Below are 20,672 nucleotides of genomic sequence, written 5' to 3'. Positions count from 1 at the left end.
GAGGTAGTGACGTGAACCCCGGCTCGCCCCGAATCTTGTGCGATGACGTGGAGATCACGAGCCATCACTCTCGGCTGCACGGGCGCACTGGTCGCGACACTCGGCCAAGCGGTGCCCGCGGCGGCCGAGCCCGCGAGCGGTTCACCGGCATCCGGTCCCGGTGAGCGGCACACGGTCACCTTGCTCACCGGTGACGTCGTGCAAGTCGAAAGCGTCCAAGGCGGACGGCAGATCGCGACCGTCCGGCCGGGCAAGGGGCGGGAGAACATCCGCTTCAGCCAGTCCGAAGTGGACGGAAAGCTGCAGGTCGTCCCGGCCGACGCGGTGTCGCTCGTGGCGGACAAACGCCTCGACAAAGCGCTGTTCAACGTCACCGACCTGATCGCGCAGGGCTACGCCGACGAGTCGAGCCCGACGGTGCCGATGATCGCGCACTACGCCAAGGGCGTCTCGATCGCTTCCGCGCCGGCGTTCGCCGCCACCACGCAGGGTGCCGAACTGCCCAGCGTCAACGGCCGCGCGGTCCGTGAAGACAAGAAGCGCGCCGGTGAGTTCTGGCAGTCCTTCACCGGTCCGCGCGCGGCTTCCGGTGCGGTGGAACGGATTACGCTGGACCGCAAGGTGCACGCGTCGCTCGACCGCAGTGTCCCGCAGATCGGGGCGCCGGAGGCGTGGGCTGCCGGGTTCGACGGATCCGGCGTCGCCGTGGCCGTGCTCGACACCGGCTACGACCCCAACCATCCGGACCTCGCGGGCAAGGTCGCCAAGTCGGCCAACTTCTCGACCAGTCCGGACGTCGTCGACCGGTTCGGGCACGGGACGCACGTCGCGGCGACCATCGCGGGCAGCGGCGCGGCCGCGGGCGGCACGCGCAAGGGCGCCGCTCCGGGCGCGAAGCTGTACGTCGGCAAGGTGCTCGGCGACGACGGGACGGCCTCGTCTTCCGAAGTCCTGCAAGGGATGGAGTGGGCCGCGAACTCCGGTGCCAAGGTGATCAACATGAGCCTCGGCGGCGGCGCGACCGACGGCACGGACGATCTCAGCGTCGGCCTCAACGAACTCACCGCCCGTACTGGCGCGCTGTTCGTGGTCGCCGCGGGCAACGACGGCCAGGAAGGCGCGTCGACCATCGGCACGCCGGGCACTGCGGATTCCGCGCTGACCGTCGGCGCGGTGGACCGCAAGGACGAACTGGCCCCGTTCTCCAGCATGGGCCCGCGGCAGGGCGACCAGGCCGTGAAGCCGGACATCACCGCGCCTGGCGTGGGAATCGTCGCGGCGCGCGCGGCGGGCACTTCGCTTGGCGAGGTGGTGGATCAGTACTACACCGCGGCGTCCGGCACGTCGATGGCGACTCCGCATGTCGCTGGCGCGGCGGCGATCCTGTCGCAGAGGTATCCACAGTGGACTGCGCAGCAGCTCAAGGACGGCTTGGCCAGTACGTCGAAACCTTCTGCCGGGCTTAACGCCTTCCAGCAGGGTGGCGGCCGGGTGGACGTCGCCGCCGCGGCGGTGCACCCCGGAGTTTTCGCGACCGGCACGCTGAACCTCGGCCCGGTCACCAAAGACAGCGGTCCGGTGCGCAAGGAAATCACTTACGCCAACACGACTTCCGCGCCGGTCACCCTCACGCCGAAGCTCGACCTGCGCCGTGGCGACGGTGCCACGCCGGGTGACGCGGTGAAGCTCGACAAGTCCACTGTGGAGGTTCCGGCGAACGGGACCGCGACGGTCGCGATCACCGTCGACTCGGCCGCGCTGGTGCCGGGCAACTACACCGGCAGCGTTCTCGTCGGCGCGGTGCACACGACGGTCGGCCTGGTGAAGGAACCGCCGAAGCACAAGGTGACCATCAGCGGTATCGGCCGCGACGGCAAGGCGTACCCGATGGATCTCCAGCTCTTCGGGGACGACATGCGGTACGACATCGTCCGGACCATCGTCAGCGACCATCCGTTCGTCACCGAACTCCCGGAGGGCACCTACTACGCCCGGGGGATGTTCCACACCGGACTGGCTCCGGACGAGGAACTCGCGATCGTGCTCAATCCCGAGTTCTCCATCACCAAGGACATGAACCTGGTGCTGGACGCGCGGAACGCGGTGCCGGTGGAGATCAAGACGCCGCGGCCGTCGACGCTGGAAAACATCATCAGCAGCTACGCGCACCGCGAATTCGGCTCGCGCAAGATCTCGAACTACGTCATGGAATTCCCCGGGGTCCGGCACATCTACGTGACGCCGACGCAGAAGGTCAAGAACGGAACCTTCGAATTCGGCAGCCGGTGGCAGCTCACCGCGCCGATGCTGACCGCGACCACGGTGCCGTGGCTCGGCCTTAAAACCGAACTGTTCTACTACGCGTCGTCGCCGACGATTTCCGGGTTCAAGTGGCTGGACGTCGTTCCGGTCGACGCGAACAAGCCGGAGCAATATGCCAAGGCGCGCGGGAAAATCGCGGTGGTGACCCCCGCGAAGGACGGCACCAACCCGGAGGACGCGGCGAAGCTGGCCGCCGCCGCGGGCGCCGCGATGGTGATGGTCGTCAGCCTGCCCGACGAACACACGTACGCACATTGGCAGCCGCGCGGCAAGCGATTGGCGATTCCCGCCGTGCGAGTCACGAACGAACAGGGCATGAAGCTGGCAGAGCGTGCCAAATACGGTTTCACCAGCATGTTCCTGCAGGGCACGCCGGTGAGCCCGTACCTGTACGACATCATGCAGGTGACGCACGACCAGATTCCGCAGAAGATCGTCTATCAGGTCAGCGACCGCAACAGCGCGACTGTCACCGCGAATTACCACGCGACCGGCAAGGACGAGTGGCTTTCCGAGCAGCGGTTCGGTTGGCGGCCATGGGAAAAGACCGCGATCAACCAGTATCAGCGGTACGCGCACACCGGAACGGCTCGCGAGGAGATCGTTTCGACCGACGAGACGATCTGGCAGCACCGCGTGAACAACAAGCTCAGCTGGGACACTTTCCAGCCGCTCGCGGTCGGCATGCTCGAACAGCCGCACACGCTCAACCCCGGACAACGGTCGACGGAAAACTGGTACGCGCCAGTGGTCCGCCCGGCGATCCCGCGCGGAGCGGGACTGGAAACGTCGCGCACCGGCGACACTTTCGCCTTCCGCATCCCGGAGTTCGCCGACCCGGAGACCTCGCACTACGCGTTCTCCGAAGCGGAATTGGGCGACGATCAGCCGGACCAGGTGAGCGCGAAGCTTTACCAGGACGGAAACCTCGTCCAGGAAGGCCCGGCGGCGTGGGGCAAGTTCCCCGCTTCGGCGGACCCGGCGAAGTACCGGCTCGACCTGTCGCTGACCAAGTCCACTCCGGACTGGGCGTACGGCACGCACACCGAAACGTCGTGGACCTTCGGGTCGAAGCGGCCCGCCGAAGGCAAAACGGACCTGCTTCCGTTGCTGCAGGTGGATTACGGCGTGCAGACCGACCTGACGCAGAAGGCGCGCGCCGGGCGTTCGCTGCCGGTCGAGTTCACCGTCCGGAACCAGGACGGCATGGCAGCGCCCAAGAATCCGCAGCTGGCCGTCGAAGTGTCCTATGACGACGGTCGCACGTGGACGAACGTCAAGCGGATGGACAGCATCAGCGACGGCCGCTTCCGCGCCGTGGTCGACCATCCGCGGCTGGACCGGACCAACGGCTTCGTCTCCCTGCGCGTGCACGGGTCCGACACCGACGGGAATGCGGTGCAGCAGACAGTAATCCGGGCCTACGGGCTCTCCTGAGAAAGAGGCAGCCGGATAACCCCTCGCGGTTATCCGGCTGCCGCAGGCTCGTCGAGCCAGCCCTGCCTGCTGACCTCCCACGCCAGCTGCATCCGGGTCTGCACGTTCATCCGGGTCATCAGGTCGTGGATCCGCCGCTGCACGGTCCGCTGGCTCACCGCGAGCCGCGTCGCGATCGCCTTGTCGGTGACCCCCGCGACCAGCAACGACAACAGATGCAGCTCGTCCCGGTCAGGCCCGGCACCGCCGGGGGCGTCCTGCGGAGTTCCGTCCGCGCGCAACGGCCACGCGCGTTCCCAATAGCTCTCGAACAGCGCGATCAGCGCGGCCAGCAGACTGCTGTCGCGGATCAGCGCGGCGGTCGGTTCGCCGGAGCCGTCGAGGTTCTGCACCAGCGGGCACAACGCGATGGTGCCGTCGGCGATCGCCAGCCGCACCGGCACCACGGTCGACGACCGCGCCTCCTCGCCGTGCCGGATCCCGTGCGCGACGTTCTCGATCATGCCGGGCTCTTCCAGCATCGCCCGTTCGTAGACGACCCGGTACCGCACGCCGCGGGCGAGCGCGTCGTACTCGTCGGCGTTCTCGCCGGACGCCATCGCGATGTGCCCGGCGCGGCAGAACCACAGCAGTTCGTGCCGGGCGCCGACCTGGATGTTCGTCAGCTGCTGCCGGATCGCCGCGCTGCCGGTGATCACCTCGACCAGCTGCGTCGCGTCCCGCCGGCGCGCGCCGCCGCGGTACTCCTCGGCCATCCGGCTCACCGCGGTGCGCGCCCACTCCAGCGATTCCTGCCCGCGCATCAGCAACGGCCCGAAGGCGACGTCCGGCGGCGACGGGGCGTACCGCGGCTCTTCGCCAGCGACCAGGCTGACCAGCCCCTTAGCGTGCAGCGAACGCAGGATCGCCGACACCTGCGCCGGGCTGAGCCCGAGTTGCTCGGCCACCTGACGCGGTCCGGCGTCGAACATCCCGACGAGGAGCCGGTAGACCCGCTCCTCGTCCCCAGTCACCCCGATTGCGTCCAGCATCCGGCGAGCGTAAGGCACCGGCAACGGGAGCGAACGAGACAAAACCGGACAGCGCCGCCAGGGGACCCCTCCCGGCGGACCGGACTACAACCGAGCCAGCCGCTCCCGATCAGGAGGCTCGACGATGACCGACGATCCCCGCCCCGAGACGTCCCCCGGCCCGGATGACCAGGCATTCCCCGGCGAACCGCGGAGGCCGCTCGCCCGTCGTCCAGCGCTGTGGATCGGGCTCGCGAGCGCGGCGGCCTTCATCGCCGGAATCGTGTTCTTCCTGCTGCCGGTGACTGCCCTTTATTACCTCGACGGCAACGGAAACCCCATCGACGTCCAGACGATCTACGGCACGCGAAGCGACCAGATGCTGGGACTGCCCGCGAATATGTTCGGCAAGGGCGATCCGCCGACGGACACCACGAGCGTCCGGATCGGCTGCGGCACGGCGCTCAGCGCTCCGGAGGGCTGGCTGATCGCCGAGGCGCACGGCGAAGAAGGCTGCGCGGTGGCCGAACGGCCGCGGATGATCGCGGGCTGGCTCGGAGTCGGGCTGGGAGCGCTCGGCGCGGCCGGGCTCGTGGTGGGCGGCAGTCGTCAGCCGAGGCCGAACGCCGCCCAGACGCACTTCCCGCCCTCGGCCGGGTCGTAACCCCAGCGCCGGGACAGCGCGCGCACCAGCTGAAGGCCCCGGCTGCGCGTCGCGGACGGGGCGACCGGTTCTTTCAGCTGCGGAATGGAGGCAGAGGTGTCGAAGACCCGGATCATCAGCTCGCCGTGTTCGAGGCGGAGCTCGAGCCGGTCCGGCCGGTCCCCGTGCTCGAAGGCGTTGGTGACCAGCTCGGAGGTCGCCAGCAGCACGTCGTCGCGCACCTGGGCGGGAACGTCGAGCTGGGCGAGAGCGGCGCGAACCTGGGCTCGCGCGATGGCGGGCGCGGTGACGTCGTCCGGGAGCTCCAGGCGCACGGTGGCGGCGGCCGCCCCGGTGCTCCTGGTTGGCATCCTCGACGTCGTCATGGCTTCCGCACCTCCCGGCCGCTGTGCTCGCATGTGGTGTTTACCCAACTCGGCCGAAGGCGAATCAGGTGCCCTCGGTGATGTCAGTCTCGGCCAGTCCGGTACGGAGCTTTTTCAGGGTCGCGGCGAGCAATCGGGACACCTGCATCTGGGAAACCCCGACGCGGCGCGCGATGTCCGACTGGCTCATCCCGGACCCGAAGCGCAACGCCACGATCTTGCGCTCGCGCTCGGGAAGACTGTCCAGCATCGGCCGCAGCGCCTCGCGCAGTTCGGCCTGGCCGAGGTTCGCGTCCGGCGCGCCGAAGCGCGTGTGCGCGGAGTTCTCCAGCAGGTTGTCCAGCGAGGCCCCGTACCGGCCTTGTCCGGCCCGGAGGCCCTCGTAGACGTCCTCGATCGGCACGCCGAGATGGCGCGCGATCTCACTGGGCTTCGGCGCGCGGGACAGCCGCACGGTCAGTTCCTCGCGCGCGGCCGAGATCGTCGCGTTGAGTTCCTTGAGCCGTCTCGGCACCCGGACCGACCAGCTGTTGTCGCGGAAGTGATGGCGCAGTTCCCCGGAGATCGTCGGCACCGCGAAGGCCAGGAAGTCCGTGCCCTGCGAGGGGTCGTAGCGGTCGACGGCGTGGATGAGGCCGACGGTCGCGATCTGGACGAGGTCGTCCATCGCCTCGTCGCGGTTGCGGAATTTCCGGGCGAGGTTGCGCGCCAGTTCGAGATGCTCGCGCACCAGCCGGTCCCGGATCTCCTCGCGGCGCGGCGAATTCGCGGGCAGCTCGGTCAGCTCGTGGAACAGGCCTGCCACGTCGGTGGGCTTGTCGCCGCCGGCGGGGTTCGTCACGAGCTGGCCGCCTCACTCTCCCGGACCAGTTGCACCCGGGAGAGGTACCGGCCGTTGGCCGGGGTCACGGTGCGCCGCGCGGAGGTCGCGAGCGCGGTCAGCAGCTGCCAGGACAGACCGGTCTCGTCGCCGTGGTCGGCGCGGTCGGAGACCACCGACACAGTGACCTCGATCCGGCCCTCCAGCCAGGAGAACACGCAGGTCAGCTTGCCGTCGGCGGCCGAGGGCAGCAGCATCGAACAGGCCTCGTCCACGGCCATCCGCAGGTCCTCGACCGCGTCCAGGTCGAAGTCCTGCCGCATGGCGATGTCGGCCACGATGGTGCGCAGAGTGGGCACCACGTGCGGGATAGCCGCCGTCCGCACCTCGATGAGCTGTGCGTCCTCGCGCTCGAGCGGGGCGTTCTCCTCCACGTGCTGTCCTCTCTCCGGCGTGCCACGCCAGTCTTTCGTGCCCGATCTGCCACATGCCCGGGGGGTGAGCAAACCAAACCCGGGTTTGACCGCCGCGACCGGCGGGCATGTAGCCGTCGAGTGGTGCTGATCCCGGGAAAGGTGGGGACGACATGGCTGACGTGAGCCGACTGCCCAACGTGGTGGCCGAGGAGTGGGAGTGGCAGCTTCAAGGCTCGTGCCGCGGAGCGGACAGCAGCCTGTTCTTCCATACCGACAACGAGCGCGGTTCCGCGCGCGAGCGCCGCGAGTCCCGTGCCAAGGCGATCTGCCAGACCTGCCCGGTGCTGGCGCAGTGCCGCAAGCACGCGATGACCGTCGAAGAGCCGTACGGAATCTGGGGCGGGCTCGGCGAGATCGAGCGCCGCGAGCTGTTCATGCGCGAACGGCGAGCGAAGCGCAAGACGGTGTCCGCCTGAGCTGACCGATCCCCACGACCCGCGCGCCCACCTGCGGCGCGCGGGGTGCTGTGCGTCCGCCGGTAGCCCATGCGTGAAGGTGTAGCCATGTGCCGACGCGGCGGCGGTCACCCACTGGGTTAGGGTTGGGTCTCCAGATGCTTGGGACCGTGACACGGTTGCCTCTTGAGACAACAGGCGCGTACCGGCGCAGGAGCAGCGCCTGACGAGGAGAAACTGCATGCCCGCAGCCGACCAGAACGCCACTCCGCCCGGATTCGGCATCACGCTGGACACCGCGGCCGCCGAGCCGAGGGTCGTGGTCACGGGTGAGCTCGATCTGCTCACCAGCCCGCAGCTGCAGGAAGCTCTTGCCGGATTGATCGCGGACAAGAATTCCCGTCGCGTGGTGGCCGACCTCACCGGGGTGACCTTCTTCGACTCTTCGGCGCTGAACGTCGTCCTGCACGCCCAGCGGCAGGCCGGGGAACAGGACGTCGAACTCGAGGTCGTGCCGAGCCCGGCGGTTAGCCGGGTGATCGAGCTCACCGGCGTGGCCGAACACCTGAGCGTGTCGGAGGAACCTCCGGCCTGATCTCCCGATACGGTCGCGCGGACTGACGGCCTAGCTTGTGGCCGGATGAGCAAAACGGCCCGCGACCTGGGGGACAACCATCATGATGGGGCGCACGCACGCCCTGACCGGCTGGTGCGCGGGGCTCGCCCTCGCGCCCGCGGTCGGCGTCGGCTCGGTGCACCAGGCGGTGGTCTTCGCGGCCACCACGGCCGGGTTCGCGCTGTTGCCGGACCTGGACCATCCCAGCGCCAGCGCGACCCGTCTGTTCGGCTGGCTGACCGGCGCGCTGTCCTGGCTGCTGCGCCGGGTGTCTGCAGCTGTATACGCCCTGACGAAGGGCCCGCGCGACGAAAAGGTGACCGGCACGCACCGGCACCTCTCGCACACGCTGTTGTTCGCTGTCGCCCTCGGCGCGGCTACCTCCGCCGGCTGTTCCGCTGGCGGGGCTTGGGCTGTGCTGGGCGTGCTTTTGTTCGGCCTGCTGCTCGCCGTCGCCGCCCTTGGCGACTGGCTGCTGCTGCCCTACGGCGGTGCGGTGGCCTGGTGGTACTTCACCGCGCCGGACGACCGGGTGGCCCAGCTGGCGGACATCTCGGGCTGGCTGGGGGTGGCTGTCGCGGCCGGTTGTTTCGTCCACTGCCTCGGCGATTCGCTGACCGAGTCGGGCTGCCCGTTCCTGTTCCCGCTGCCGATCGCGGGGGAGACCTGGTACGAACTCCGCCCGCCCAAACCGCTGCGGCTGCACACCGGGAAGAAGGTGGAGACGCGGCTGGTGTTCCCGGTGTTCGCGCTGGCGGGGGTGCTGCTGGTGCCGGGGGTGTGGGATTGGACGGTGGCCGCGGTGGAGCATGTGTTCACTCCGGCTGCTTCGCAGACCGCGAATCAGTGAGACTCACGACTCCGATGCGATAGCGCGCTGATACCGCTCCCCGAGAACCCGCAGCGCTTCAACGAGTTCGGGCGGTTCCGTCACCGTGAAATCGACCCCGAGCGAACCGAGATGGACAGCAAGAGTCTCGACGCTGTCCGCGCCCGTATCCAGCACACAACGGTTGTCGTCGACCGGCGTGACAGCGCCGATAGCGGGATTGATCCGCTCCGCGAGCCGTTCCGCGGGCACCTGCACCAAGACCCGCGCGCGATAACGCCACGAGGCTGAAGACGCGCCCCGGCGTACCCGGTCGACGGCCTCCTCCGGAAGCGAGCGAGGAACGAACCGAGGGCCACCCGGGGTGCGCGGGCTGATCCGGTCCACCCGGAAGGTCCGCCAATCGGCCCGCTCGATGTCGAACGCGACGAGGTACCACCGCCGTCCCCAGTTGACCAGCTGGTACGGCTCCACGTCTCGCCTGCTCTCGGCGCCGTCGTGGCCGAGGTAGCCGAATCGCACGCGTTCGTGGTCGCGGCAAGCGGCGGTGAGGGTGCTGAGCACGTCCGCGTCCACCCTGGGGCCGAGGTCGTCCCTGGGCACCGCGACGGCGTAGCGCTGAATGGCTTCGACCCGCCGCCGGAGCCGGGCGGGCAGGACCTTCTCCAGTTTGGCCAGCGCGCGCAGCGAAGTCTCCTCGACTCCGTTGATCGTGCCTCCGGCGGCGGTGCGCAGCCCGATCGCCACCGCGACCGCCTCCTCGTCGTCGAGCAGCAGCGGCGGCAGCGCGGCCCCGGCGCCGAGCCGGTACCCGCCGACCGCGCCTCGGCTGCCGTGCACCGGATAGCCGAGGGTGCGCAGGCGTTCGACGTCGTTGCGGATGGTGCGGGCGCTGACCGACAGTCGGTCGGCCAGTTCGGCTCCGGTCCACTCGCGGGGTGTCTGCAGAAGCGAGAGCAAGCGCAGCAGCCGCGCCGAGGTTTCCAGCATTTTTTCAGTATCTCGCGCGAATAGGAACGTAGCTTGCCTAATCCGTTCCTACGGTGGGGACAAGTCAGGAAACGAACCCCCGGAGGAACACCCCATGTATCTCGTCATCGGAGCCACGGCCCACTTCGGACGTCAGGCAGTGGAAGAGCTGGTCGCCGCGGGCGCCCCGGTGCGGGCGCTGACCCGTGCGCCGGAGCGGGCCGGGCTCCCGGACGGAGTCGACGTCGTCCGCGGGGATCTGACCAAGCCCGAGACGCTGCCGCCGGCGCTGGCCGGTGTCGAGGCCGCCTTCCTGGTCCTCCAATACGGGATGGACGTCGCTCCGCTGCTCGCGGCCGCGGTCAACGCCGGGGTGCGGCGGCTGGTGCTGCTGTCGTCGGGCGCGGTCGTTCCCGGCGCCGAGCAACAGCCCGACGTCATCGCCCAGTACCACCGCGACGTGGAGCGGGCCGTCGAGGAGACCGGCATCGAGTGGACGTTCCTGCGGTTGCTGTTCCCCGCCATCAACTCGCTGACGTTCGCGATGCAGCTTCCGCACGGCGACGTCATCCGCGCGCCCTATGCGGAAGCGGCGTTCAGCGCTGTGCACGAGCGAGACGTCGCGGAGGTGGCCGCGCGGATCCTGACCTCCGGCGGGCACGCGGGACAAGCCTACGACCTGACCGGCCCGGAGTCGCTGACCCAGGCGGACCAGGTCCGGATTCTCGGCGAGACGCTGGGCCGCCCGCTCGTTGTCGAAGACCTCGATCCGGAACCCGTCCGCGAACAGATGAGCCAGTTCATGGACCCCGAATTCCTGGCGGCCCTGTTCGACCTCATGGCGCAGTCGGTCGGCAAACCCGCACCGGTCAACGATCTCGTCGAGCGGATCACCGGGCACCCGGCCCGCGGCTACGCCCAGTGGACCGCGGATCACCGAGCCGACTTCAGCAGCTGACCGGAAGGACCGCACCGTGACGCGAGTGCTGGGGCCGCGAGCGCTGGGACGAGCCCTGCTGGCCCGCCAGTGGCTGCTGGAACGAGCCGACGCGACCGTCGAGGAGGCGGTCGCGCGGCTGGTCGGCATGCAAGCGCAGGCGCCGTATGCGCCCTACTTCGGGCTGTGGAGCCGGATTCGGGGATTCGGCACCGCCGATTTGGCGGACGCGCTGACCGAACGCCGCCTGGTGCGGGTCGCCCTGATGCGCAGCACCGTTCACCTGGTCACCGTGGCGGACTATCGCGTCTTGCGTCCGTGGTCGCAGGACGCGCTCGACCGCGAACTCGACACCGCGTTCAAGGCGCCGCTGGCCGGTCTGGACCGTGCGGCCGTGGCGGAGTCGGGCCGGGCGCTGCTCCGCGCCCGGCCGCTTACTCCCAAGGAACTCCGCGCGGCGTTGCACGAGCGGTGGCCCGACCGCGACCCGCACGCGCTCGCCACCGTCGTGCGCAACCGCGTGCCGCTGGTGCAGGTGCCGCCGCGGGCGGTCTGGGGCGTCGGCGGCACCACCCGGTACGCGGAGGCGGCCGGCTGGACCGGAACCGAACCGGCCTCCTCCGCTGAAGCCGAACAGATCGTGCTGCGCTACCTCGCCGCCTTCGGCCCGGCCTCGGCCGCCGACGTGCAGACCTGGGCAGGCCGGACCCGGCTGCGTCCGGTGCTGGAAAGCTTGCGGCCGAGGCTGGCGGTTTTCCGGGACGAACGCGGGACGGAACTGTTCGACCTGCCGGACGCACCACGTCCCGCCGCCGACGCTCCCGCACCGGCCCGCTTCCTGCCCGAGTACGACAACCTGCTGGCCTCGCACGCCGACCGCACCCGGGTGATCTCCGCCGAAGACCGCAAACGCGTCATGACCGGCAACGGGATGCGTGCCCCTTTCCTGATGGACGGTCAGGTCGCCGGCGCCTGGAAACTCCGGCAGGACAAGACGTCGGCGACGCTGGAGATCGAGCCTTTCCGGACGCTGACCGCCGCCGAACGCGCGGAGGTCGAGGCTGAAGGTTCTCTCCTGCTGAAGTTCACGGCCCCTGGTGCGGACCACGACCTCCGCGGGGCTACTCCTCGAACCTAGGCGCGCCCGAGTAGTCCCGGGAGTGCACGATCCGTCCGTCCCGCACCGTCAGCACCATCGCGTACGTCGACACATACGGCTTGCCCTCGAACTCCCCGTGCAGGTCGTACTCCGCCACCAGCACCTCCGGATCGCCGGTCTCGTGCACGACGACCCGGTCCGCCTTGGTGATCCGACGGCGCTGCCCTGCCTCGTGAAAGCGTTTGCGCAACTCCTCTCGGTCGCGCGTCACCTTCGGCACGCCCGCCGGCGCGAACGGGATTTCGATCACGACGTCCTCGGAGTACAGGTCGGCGAGGTCGTCCCAGCGGTTGTCGACGGCCGCGTCGAGGAAGCGCTGGAAGACCTCTTTGGTCCCCATCAACGCGGTTGCCGCGCCGTGGTTCGGGTAGTCGCGGTACCGGGTGATCTCGCCGTCCCGCACGGTCAGCAGCCCGGCGGACGACGGGATCCGATAGCTGTGGCCGGTGTGCGGATTGCGGCCCTCGGCGACGAGTTCGACGGCGAACCCGTCCGCGGTTTCCGTAGTGGTGACCTCGACTCTCTCCAGGCCGATCCGGGCCGCGACGGTGCTGCCGGCTCCCAGCGTGGCCAGCACGGCGTCCCGGCCGGTCGAGCGGTGGCCGGTGAACGGGACTTCGTAGACGGCGTCCTCGGCGAGGACGTCAGCGAACGGTGCGGCGTCGAAGGCGCTCAGCGCGTTCGCGACGATCTCGGCCACTTCGGACACGGTGCGGGGCATCAGAAACCTCATTCGGGAAGACGGGCGGATAATCGGAACGGGGCACCCGCTTCCGAAGATACGGAGTTCTCACTCCGTTTGTCAACGACGGCTCGGAGATCTGGGACACGGTCAGAAGCGGCGGCGAACGTTCCGGGGAAGAATCGGACGACCGCACCACTTTGAGAGCAGAGGAGATGGCCGGTGGAGAAGCCTGCGCTCCGCGCGGATGCGCGGAGGAACCGCGCCCGCGTGCTGGCTGCCGCCGAAGCGGCCTTCGCCGTCGACGGGCTCTCCGTGCCGCTCGACGACATCGCGCGGCTGGCCGGCGTCGGCGCGGGCACCGTCTATCGGCACTTTCCCAGCAAGGAAGCGCTGTTCCAGGCAGTCGTGGTGGAGCGGCTGGAGCAATACGGCGTCGAGGCGCAGGAGTTGATCGACTCCGACGTCCCGGGCGAAGCGTTCTACGACTACTTCACGCGCGTCATCGAACAGGCGTCGCGTAACCGTGCGATCTGCGAAGCGCTCGGTGAGACAAGCGGGTCTGCGTACAAGGCCGAAGCAGCGGAGCGGTTTCGCGTGAACCTCACCGCGCTGTTGGAACGCGCGCAAGCCGTGGGCGCTGTACGAGCCGATATCGACGGCGAAGACCTGCGCGCGCTCATCGTTGGTGCGCTCGCGGTGGAGCGGTTTACGCCGGACAGTCGGCATCTCGTGCGCGTACTGCTCGACGGTCTGCGCAAGGTCTAGTCGCGGCGGCCGACGCGTAGGTGGATGCGTTCGCCGGACTTGCTGAAGAGGCTGAGGATTTCGACGTCGCCCTTGCCGGCGGCACCGAACCAGTGCGGGATGTGGCAGTCGAACTCGGCTGCTTCGCCGTGTCCCATGATGAAGTCGTGATCGCTCAGGCGTACGCGTAGGCGTCCGCGAAGCACGTAGAGCCATTCGTGCCCGTCGTGGGTGCGCAGGTGGATCTCTTCGTCGCGCGCCGGGATGATCTGTTTGTACGCGCGGACTTCTCCCTGGTGCCGAGACAGCGGGATCAGCACGCGCCCGTCCCGCTTGGCGGCCTGCTGAGGCACGCGCGGGTCGACGACCCGGGGCGCGGCGACGATCTCGTCGAACGGGACGCCCAGCGCCGCGGTGATCGGCAACAGCAGTTCGAGGCTCGGCTTGCGCTGCCCGGATTCCAGTCGGGACAGCGTGCTGGTCGAGATGCCGGTGGACCGCGCGAGGTCGGCGAGGCTGATGCCCTGCTTGTCCCTGGCGCGCCGCAGCCGGGGCGCGATCTGTTCGAGCACGGAGTCGACGGCGGGATGCTCGTTCATGCGGCGCAGTCAACCAATGCGTCCCGGAAACGGCAACGTTTCTTGCCGCTTCCGGTTGAGCTTTCCGATCCTGTTCGTGGAGGTGGTCCACATGGATCCGAGAACCCGCATCACCGACGACGTGCGCCTCGTCGACACGAGCAGCGGCCGACTGCCCGTCGGCGTGTACCTGCTCGCCTTCAGCTTGTTCGCGATGGGCAGCGCGGAGTTCCTTCTGGCGGGCGTGCTGCCCGCGGTGGCGGGCGATCTCCAGGTTTCGCTGTCCTCAGCCGGGTTTCTCATCACCGCGTTCGCGCTCGGCGTCGTCCTCGGCGGCCCGCCGTTCGCCGTGCTCAGCTTGCGCTGGCCCCGCCGCACCGCACTGATGGCCACCCAAGGAGTGTTCGCGGTCAGTGTCGCCGTCGGGCTGCTGGGCGACTACCAGGTCTTGTTGGTGAGCAGGGTGGTCTCAGGCGTTGCCTACGCCGGTTTCTTCGCCGTCGCGTCCGTGACCGCCATCAGCCTGGTCACCCCGGACCGCAACGCCCGCGCCTCCGGGGTCGTGGTCAGCGGCTTGAGCGTGGCGATGGTCGCCGGCGGACCAGCGGGCACCCTGCTCAGCCACTTCACCCAGTGGCGCGGCGGATTCTGGGCCGTCGTCGCACTGACGCTCGCCGGAATCGTCGGCTGCTCGCTCGGAATCCCCGCGGCGACCCGGTCATTGGCTCGGCCAAGCGTGTCGCGAGAGCTTGCCACGATCCGCAAACCGCGGCTCTGGGGTATTTACGGGATCACGATCCTGACCACGGCGGCGTACATGATCACGTTCAACTACCTCTCGGCCATGCTCGCCGAGATCACCGGCGTCCCCACGGTCTGGATCCCCGCGATCCTCGCGCTCTTCGGCATCGGCGCTTTCGTCGGACTGTCCGTCGGCGGACGCATCTCCGACCAGCGACCGCACACCGCGCTCGTGAGCGGAGCCGTCGCGATCGTGCTTCTTTCGGTGGTCATGGTCCTCGCGATCCACAGTTCGTGGGCGGTGATTCCCACGGTGTTCCTGCTCGGGATCGCTGCTTTCGTGGTGAACCCCGCGATCTACGGCCGGGTCTTCGCCATCGCGGCCGACGCTCCGACACTCGCTGGCGCGACCACGGTGTCGGCTTTCCAGCTGGGCATCAGCGCGACTCCCGTCCTAGCGGCAGCCGTGCTCACTCAAGGCACTGCTCTCACCTGGGTCAGCCTCATCGGAGCTGTCCTAGCCGCGCTTGCGGTTCCCCTAATCTTTCTTGACCGTGTCCTCGGCTAGCGGCAGATCGCGCATCTTGCGAAGCGGCGAAGCAACGAGAATCGCCGACGCCGCAAGGATTCCGATGCCGCACACGTACAGCGTGACCCGGGTTGTGGTGAGTTCCGCGATCAAGCCGCCGAGCAGACTGCCGATCGGGGCGATGCCGAAAATGACCGTCTGCGACACCGACGAGACCCGGCCCAGCAGTTCGTGCGGGGTGACCGCCTGCCGGAAGCTCGTCTCGAACACGCCGAGCACGATGATCCCGAAACTCGACCCGAAACCGCCCGCTACCCACCAGGCGAGGCCCCAGCCTTGGGTCGCGAAAGCGTTGAACAGGAACGAAACGCTGTACACGGCGGCACCGAAATACAACGCCCGCGCGGCTCCGAAGCGAGCGCCGAGTGTTCGGGCGACTCCGCTCGCGAGCAGGGCTCCGAGCAGCGAGATCGTGCCGAGCAAGCCGATCATGAACGGCGCGACATGCAGGTCGCGGACCATGAACACCATCGATACCGCCATGAACATCGACTGGAACAGGCTCGAAGCGGCACCGTGCATGGCGATCGCCCGCAGGAGCGGATTGCGCAGAACCGTCCGCAAGCCTTCGCCGATTTCTCGGCGGAGGTTCCGCTCAGCGGGCTCGGGCCGGACGTCCGGCGTGCGAATGCGGCCCAGCCACGCAGCGGACCACAGGTAGGTCAACGCGTCGACAGCCATCGCGCCCGCGCCGCCGATGAACTGCACGATCATCCCGCCGAGGCCGGGTCCGGCGATCGCGGCGACGGACAGGTTCGTCTGCAGCCGGGCGTTCGCGTCCGGCAGTCGGCCGCGCTCGACGAGGTTCGGCAGGTAGGTCTGGTGCGCGACGTTGAAGAAGACGGTGAACACGCCGGCCAGCAGCACGACGACGTACAGATGGCCCAGCGTCAGCGATCCGAACAGCGCGGCGAGCGGAACGGAGCCGATGAGCACCGCGCGGCCGAGGTCGGCGGTGATCAGCACCGGCCGGTTGCGCATCCGGTCGCACCACGCGCCCACCTGCAGCCCGAGCACCAGGTACGGCAGCGTGCTCAGCGTCCGCAGCAGCGAAACCTCGGCCACGGACGCGGCGAGCGTCGTGGTGGCCAGCAGCGGGATCACCAGGAAGTCGATGCGGTTGCCGACTTGGCTGAGGCCGTCGGCGAGCCAGAGCCGCCGGAAGTCCGGCGAGTGAAGAATCCCCCTCATAGGATTAGTGTTATATAAGTTGAGTCGGTAGATATCAAGTTGCACAGTGCGTAACGACGCCTATGATCAACGCGACGAAACCCTCGTAGCCGAGTGACCGTGCGGCGAGGAGGTGCCGGATGTCGGACACCGCTCCCACCTGGGGTTATGTCGTCGTGACCGGTCTCGCCGGGCTGGCAGGCGGCCTGCTCGTCGCCGCGCTGCTGGTCGCCGGTCGCACTCCGCGTCCGGCCGGAGAGTCGTCGCCCGCCCCGCCGCCCGTGCAGCAGGCGACGGTCACGGTGACCGGCCTCCCGCTGCCGCCGATCACCGTGACCTATCGCCCGCCGACGCCCCCGGCCCCGCCGCCGCGCACGACCACGGCCACGGTGTCGGTCACCCCGACCGTCTCGAGCCCGTCGGCGCCCCCGCCGACCACGCTGGGCCCGACCACCGGGTTCTTCCGCGACGAACGCTGAGCTCAGCCGACGTCGCGCCGCCGCCAGCCGGCCAGGCCCGCCGCCAGCACGACCGCCGAGACCGCCAGCAGCACCACGAGCGGCACCGCGGTGAACACCTCGCCGGGAACCTTCGGCGGATGCTGGAACGGCGAGACGTCCAGCAGCACCTGCGGGGCGTTGACCACCGGCCCGAACATGCTGATCAGCAACGCCAGCGCCGCCACGCCCCAGGCGGCGGTCGCCAGCTTCGGCAGCAGCCCGAAGATCAGCGCGGCCACCGCGACGATCACCCACGCCGCGGGCACCTGCACCGCGACGGCCGCGACCATGTTCCCGACCGAGCCCCCGACATCCCCGCTGCGCAGCCCGTTCGACAGCCCGAGCAGCACGCCCCCGACGAGCACGAGCAACGCGCTGCCGAGGAACGCGAACACGAGGTGGCTCGCCGCCCAGCGCAGCCGTCCGACCCGCGTGGCCAGCAGAGGTTCGAGCCGGATCGCGGTTTCCTCGGTGCGCATCCGCAGCGTCGCCTGCACGCCGTAGAGCGAGGCGAGCATCGCGAACAGGCTCACCATCGTCGCGAGGAAAGCGTCGACCATTCCGTGCGATCCGCCGAGCCGCTCGAAGATCTGCCTGGTCTGCTCGGTGCCCCCGACCAGGCCGGAAATGCCCTGCGCGATCGTCCCGAACAACGCGCCGCCGACCGCGAGCCCGACCAGCCAACCGAGCAGCGGGCCTCGCTGCAGCCGCCAGGCCAGCGAGGACGGCGACCGGAGCGACGGCGCGGCCTCGCCGGGGCCGAGCCGCGGCGGAAGCAGACCGACGCCGACGTCGCGACGCGGCAGCAGCACATACGCCACGGCAACCAGTACGAGCACGGTCGCGACGGGCAAAATCAGTACCCACCAACGTTCTCCGGCGAACGGCCGGATCTGCTGCGCCCAGCCGAGCGGCGACAGCCACGACAGCCAGTGCGCGTCGGTGGTCGAATCGCCCGCGCCACGCAACAGAAACGCGAGGCCGAGCACGGCCGTGCCGATGCCGTTCGCGGTGCGCGAGTATTCGCCGAGCTGTACGGCCACCGCGGCGACGCCGGTGAAGACCAGTCCGGCGAGCGCGGTGCTCGCGCCAAGCGCGACGGAACCCGATGCGGGAACCTTCGACGCCAGCGTGATCGCTTGCAGCACACCGATCAGCACGCTCGCCCCGCCGGTTACCGCCAGAGCGGCGGTGAGCGGCGCGTATCGACCGACCACAGTGGACGCCAGCAGTTCGGCGCGGCCGGTGTCCTCCTCCGCGCGGGTGTGCCGGGTCAGCGTGAAGACCGCCATCAGCCCGGTCAGCAGCGCCAGGAACCCGCCCATCCGCCAGGCGATGAACCCGCCCGCCGTGCCGAGGTTGAACGCCGGGCCGTAGAGCAGCGCGAACGACGGGTTCGCGGCAGCCGACGCGACGAGCCCGGCCCGGCTCGCGGCGGTCGGATAGAACTGGTCGTAGCTGCTGCTCGTGGCCACCGGGATGAGGCTGAGCAGGACGATCCAGATCGGCAGGATGATCCGGTCGCGGCGAAGCGCCAGCCGGACCAGCGGTCCGGTTCCGGTGAGCGTGCCGGTCATTTCCCCGCCTCGAGGTCGTCCGCGTAGTGGCGCAGGAAGAGTTCTTCGAGCGTCGGCGGCCTGCTTTCCAGGCTGCGCACGCCGATCTGGGTCATCTGGCGCAGCGCGTCCTCGAGCGAGCGGGTTTCCACGTCGAAGCGGACGCGGTTGCCGTCGACCTTGAGGTCGTGCACGTCGGAGAGCTCGGCCAGGCCGTTCGGCGGTCCGCACAGCTCCGCGGAGATCGAGGTGCGGGTGAGATGGCGCAGTTCGGTGAGCGTGCCGGATTCGACCGTGCGGCCGCTCCGGATGATGCTCACCTTGTCGCACAAGGCTTCCACCTCAGCGAGGATGTGACTGGACAGCAGCACCGTGCGGCCTTGCGCGCGCTCTTCCTGGATGACTTCCTGGAAGGTGGCCTCCATCAACGGGTCGAGGCCCGAGGTCGGCTCGTCGAGCAGCAGAAGGTCCACAGTGGACGCGAGTGCGGCGACGATGGCGACCTTCTGCCGGTTGCCCTTCGAGTATGTGCGGCCCTTCTTGCGCGGGTCGAGGTCGAAGCGCTCGACGAGTTCCTTGCGGCGTTTCTGGTCGAGCCCGCCGCGCAGCCTGCCGAGGAGGTCGATGACCTCGCCGCCGGACAGGTTGGGCCAGAGGTTGACGTCGCCGGGCACGTAGGCGAGCCGGTGGTGCAGGCTCGCCGCGTCGCGCCACGGGTCGCCGCCGAGCAGCCGGACCTCGCCGGCGTCGGCGCGAAGCAGTCCGAGCAGCACCCGGATCGTGGTGGACTTCCCGGCGCCGTTCGGGCCGAGGAATCCGTGCACTTCCCCCGCGGGAACCTGAAGATCAAGGCCGTCGAGGGCCTTCACCCGGCCAAAAGCTTTGTGCAGGCCGGAGATCGCAATGGCGTTTCCCATGACTCGGAAGCTACACTCTTTTCACGAAGTTGTGAAGTTTGGAAAACCTCTGGACCGAGTGATCTTCTGGAAACGGCTGGGAGAGGATGGATGGATGACGACGCCTGAGACAGAGCGTGACGAGGACGCCGTCCGCCGCTACGTCGAGAGCCTGGGCCTGGTGATGTCCCAGATCGGCATGCAACGTATGTCGGCGCGGGTTTTCGCGGCGCTGATGACGACCGACTCGGGACAGCTGACGGCCGCCGAGCTGGCGGAGCAGCTGTCGGTGAGCCCGGCCGCGATCTCCGGCGCGGTGCGGTATCTGGACCAGGTCGGTCTCGTCACGAAGGTCCGCGAACCCGGCGAGCGCCGCGACCACTACCGGCTCTACGACGACCTCTGGTACGCGACCTTCCTCAAGCGCGACCGCTTCCTGATCATGTGGCGCGACGCGACCACCGAGGGCATCGACGCCCTCGGCGAGGACACCCCCGCCGGGAAGCGGCTGGCCGAGATGCGGGACTTCTTGGCGTTCATGCTGGTCGAGGTCAACAACCTGTACGACCGCTGGCACGAGTTGCGGAAAAACCGCGACTAGCCGAGCTTGCCGAGGGTCGCGGCGAGCCGGTGTGCGAGGTCTGGGCGGGGTTCTCGTTCCTCGAAGGACGCCAGGAACGCTTCCTGGAAACACGCGCCGAGCAATAGCCGGGCTGCCGCTTCGACGTCGAGGTCGCTGCGCAGCCTGCCTAGCTCGACCTCGGCGGCGAAGTAGCCGGCGACGTGCTGGATCGGCAGGTCGGGGCCGTTTTCGAGACTGTCCCGATGGGTGCGGAGCAGATCGCGCGAGGAGAAGATCGAGATGGAGATCGGGAAGCTCGCGCAGTAGAAGGCCAGCGCCGTGGTGGTCAGCTCGGCGAGATTGTCGCCGAGTTCTGCCTTCCCGGGGTTTTCGGTGAGCCTTGCCGTGGTGGCGACAAGGTCGGGCAGCTCCTCTTTCAGTACAGCCAGGAAGAGCGCGGTCTTGTCGCGGAAATGCTTGTACAGCAGGGCTTCCGAGTAACCCGAGGCCTGCGCGATCGCCTTGGTCGTGGCGTGCGCGTACCCCTGCTCCCGCATGACCGTCGCTGCTGCGGCGACGATCTCTTCGCGGCTTCCCATGCGTGCTCCCTGAGGGCCTTCTCAGTGTGGTGAGTGTTCACTTACCCTAGCTG

General features: G+C 69.0%; 22 protein-coding genes. 11 read left to right on the top strand and 11 right to left on the bottom strand.

What is annotated here, in order from left to right; all coding sequences use genetic code 11:
- The first annotated feature begins 42 nt into the window (after positions 1-42).
- Positions 43-3,759: a S8 family peptidase gene (locus tag ACZ7OI_RS00995; protein WP_470262198.1), complete on the top strand. Its 3,717-nt coding sequence runs from the start codon at positions 43-45 to the stop codon at positions 3,757-3,759.
- A gap of 29 nt (positions 3,760-3,788) precedes the next feature.
- Here the strand turns inward: ACZ7OI_RS00995 and ACZ7OI_RS00990 are convergent, their stop codons facing one another.
- Entirely contained in the window at positions 3,789-4,790 is a 1,002-nt protein-coding gene (locus ACZ7OI_RS00990; RefSeq protein WP_470228952.1) for a helix-turn-helix domain-containing protein, read from the bottom strand.
- A gap of 124 nt (positions 4,791-4,914) precedes the next feature.
- Here ACZ7OI_RS00990 and ACZ7OI_RS00985 point away from each other — a divergent pair, with 124 nt between their 5' ends.
- Positions 4,915-5,433 (top strand): hypothetical protein, encoded by a 519-nt coding sequence (locus tag ACZ7OI_RS00985; protein WP_470262197.1) that lies wholly within the window; start codon positions 4,915-4,917, stop codon positions 5,431-5,433.
- Here the strand turns inward: ACZ7OI_RS00985 and ACZ7OI_RS00980 are convergent.
- From ACZ7OI_RS00980 to ACZ7OI_RS00970, 3 genes are all read right to left on the bottom strand, one after another.
- A complete protein-coding gene (locus tag ACZ7OI_RS00980) occupies positions 5,379-5,798 on the bottom strand; it encodes an ATP-binding protein (RefSeq protein WP_470262196.1) in 420 nt (139 codons plus the stop codon). The genes ACZ7OI_RS00985 and ACZ7OI_RS00980 overlap by 55 nt on opposite strands.
- Before the next feature lie 64 nt (positions 5,799-5,862).
- Positions 5,863-6,639, bottom strand: a complete 777-nt coding sequence (locus tag ACZ7OI_RS00975) for a SigB/SigF/SigG family RNA polymerase sigma factor (RefSeq protein ID WP_470262195.1) — start codon at positions 6,637-6,639, stop codon at positions 5,863-5,865.
- A complete protein-coding gene (locus ACZ7OI_RS00970; protein ID WP_182893754.1) occupies positions 6,636-7,052 on the bottom strand; it encodes an ATP-binding protein in 417 nt (138 codons plus the stop codon). The genes ACZ7OI_RS00975 and ACZ7OI_RS00970 overlap by 4 nt, the downstream gene beginning before the upstream one ends.
- Positions 7,053-7,204: 152 nt before the next feature.
- Here ACZ7OI_RS00970 and ACZ7OI_RS00965 point away from each other — a divergent pair, with 152 nt between their 5' ends.
- From ACZ7OI_RS00965 to ACZ7OI_RS00955, 3 genes are all read left to right on the top strand, one after another.
- Positions 7,205-7,510, top strand: a complete 306-nt coding sequence (locus ACZ7OI_RS00965; protein ID WP_116200661.1) for a WhiB family transcriptional regulator — start codon at positions 7,205-7,207, stop codon at positions 7,508-7,510.
- A 220-nt stretch (positions 7,511-7,730) separates the two neighbouring features.
- Positions 7,731-8,084: an STAS domain-containing protein gene (locus ACZ7OI_RS00960; RefSeq protein WP_009086015.1), complete on the top strand. Its 354-nt coding sequence runs from the start codon at positions 7,731-7,733 to the stop codon at positions 8,082-8,084.
- An 85-nt stretch (positions 8,085-8,169) separates the two neighbouring features.
- Positions 8,170-8,955 (top strand): metal-dependent hydrolase, encoded by a 786-nt coding sequence (locus tag ACZ7OI_RS00955; protein WP_470263412.1) that lies wholly within the window; start codon positions 8,170-8,172, stop codon positions 8,953-8,955.
- 3 nt (positions 8,956-8,958) lie between these two features.
- On the opposite strand, the gene ACZ7OI_RS00950 is transcribed toward ACZ7OI_RS00955, so the two are convergent.
- Positions 8,959-9,924, bottom strand: coding sequence for a helix-turn-helix transcriptional regulator (locus tag ACZ7OI_RS00950; RefSeq protein ID WP_470262194.1), 966 nt, complete (start codon positions 9,922-9,924; stop codon positions 8,959-8,961).
- A 94-nt stretch (positions 9,925-10,018) separates the two neighbouring features.
- Between ACZ7OI_RS00950 and ACZ7OI_RS00945 the strand changes: the two genes are divergently transcribed.
- The gene (locus ACZ7OI_RS00945) at positions 10,019-10,861 is read left to right on the top strand and encodes an NAD(P)H-binding protein (RefSeq protein WP_470262193.1); all 843 of its coding nucleotides are present in this window, start codon (positions 10,019-10,021) and stop codon (positions 10,859-10,861) included.
- A 16-nt stretch (positions 10,862-10,877) separates the two neighbouring features.
- Entirely contained in the window at positions 10,878-11,978 is a 1,101-nt protein-coding gene (locus tag ACZ7OI_RS00940) for a winged helix DNA-binding domain-containing protein (protein ID WP_470262192.1), read from the top strand.
- Here ACZ7OI_RS00940 and ACZ7OI_RS00935 read toward each other — a convergent pair.
- Positions 11,962-12,720, bottom strand: a complete 759-nt coding sequence (locus tag ACZ7OI_RS00935) for a nuclear transport factor 2 family protein (protein WP_470262191.1) — start codon at positions 12,718-12,720, stop codon at positions 11,962-11,964. The genes ACZ7OI_RS00940 and ACZ7OI_RS00935 overlap by 17 nt on opposite strands.
- Before the next feature lie 183 nt (positions 12,721-12,903).
- Here ACZ7OI_RS00935 and ACZ7OI_RS00930 point away from each other — a divergent pair, with 183 nt between their 5' ends.
- Positions 12,904-13,449 (top strand): TetR/AcrR family transcriptional regulator, encoded by a 546-nt coding sequence (locus tag ACZ7OI_RS00930; RefSeq protein ID WP_344287762.1) that lies wholly within the window; start codon positions 12,904-12,906, stop codon positions 13,447-13,449.
- Here ACZ7OI_RS00930 and ACZ7OI_RS00925 read toward each other — a convergent pair.
- Positions 13,446-14,027: a helix-turn-helix domain-containing protein gene (locus ACZ7OI_RS00925; RefSeq protein ID WP_470262190.1), complete on the bottom strand. Its 582-nt coding sequence runs from the start codon at positions 14,025-14,027 to the stop codon at positions 13,446-13,448. The genes ACZ7OI_RS00930 and ACZ7OI_RS00925 overlap by 4 nt on opposite strands.
- Before the next feature lie 91 nt (positions 14,028-14,118).
- Between ACZ7OI_RS00925 and ACZ7OI_RS00920 the strand changes: the two genes are divergently transcribed.
- Complete coding sequence (locus ACZ7OI_RS00920) at positions 14,119-15,315, top strand: MFS transporter (protein ID WP_470262189.1); 1,197 nt, start codon at positions 14,119-14,121, stop codon at positions 15,313-15,315.
- Here the strand turns inward: ACZ7OI_RS00920 and ACZ7OI_RS00915 are convergent.
- Entirely contained in the window at positions 15,286-16,527 is a 1,242-nt protein-coding gene (locus ACZ7OI_RS00915) for an MFS transporter (RefSeq protein WP_470262188.1), read from the bottom strand. The two genes, ACZ7OI_RS00920 and ACZ7OI_RS00915, sit on opposite strands and share 30 nt — an antisense overlap.
- Positions 16,528-16,646: 119 nt before the next feature.
- Between ACZ7OI_RS00915 and ACZ7OI_RS00910 the strand changes: the two genes are divergently transcribed.
- Positions 16,647-16,985: a hypothetical protein gene (locus ACZ7OI_RS00910; protein WP_470262187.1), complete on the top strand. Its 339-nt coding sequence runs from the start codon at positions 16,647-16,649 to the stop codon at positions 16,983-16,985.
- 2 nt (positions 16,986-16,987) lie between these two features.
- On the opposite strand, the gene ACZ7OI_RS00905 is transcribed toward ACZ7OI_RS00910, so the two are convergent.
- Both ACZ7OI_RS00905 and ACZ7OI_RS00900 read right to left on the bottom strand, forming a co-directional pair.
- Positions 16,988-18,583, bottom strand: a complete 1,596-nt coding sequence (locus ACZ7OI_RS00905) for an ABC transporter permease (protein ID WP_470262186.1) — start codon at positions 18,581-18,583, stop codon at positions 16,988-16,990.
- A complete protein-coding gene (locus ACZ7OI_RS00900) occupies positions 18,580-19,479 on the bottom strand; it encodes an ABC transporter ATP-binding protein (RefSeq protein ID WP_470262185.1) in 900 nt (299 codons plus the stop codon). The genes ACZ7OI_RS00905 and ACZ7OI_RS00900 overlap by 4 nt, the downstream gene beginning before the upstream one ends.
- Before the next feature lie 94 nt (positions 19,480-19,573).
- On the opposite strand from ACZ7OI_RS00900, the gene ACZ7OI_RS00895 reads away from it, so the two are divergent.
- Positions 19,574-20,059: a GbsR/MarR family transcriptional regulator gene (locus ACZ7OI_RS00895; protein ID WP_470262184.1), complete on the top strand. Its 486-nt coding sequence runs from the start codon at positions 19,574-19,576 to the stop codon at positions 20,057-20,059.
- Here the strand turns inward: ACZ7OI_RS00895 and ACZ7OI_RS00890 are convergent.
- Positions 20,056-20,619 carry a TetR/AcrR family transcriptional regulator gene (locus tag ACZ7OI_RS00890; protein WP_470262183.1) on the bottom strand — a complete coding sequence of 188 codons (564 nt, stop codon included), beginning with the start codon at positions 20,617-20,619 and terminating at the stop codon, positions 20,056-20,058. The genes ACZ7OI_RS00895 and ACZ7OI_RS00890 overlap by 4 nt on opposite strands.
- Between the last annotated feature and the right edge of the window lie 53 nt (positions 20,620-20,672).

Source organism: Amycolatopsis sp. NPDC114503, from assembly GCF_055633655.1.
The sequence above is the reverse complement of the archived record's forward strand: the minus strand, read 5'-3'. Positions and strand labels throughout refer to the sequence as shown.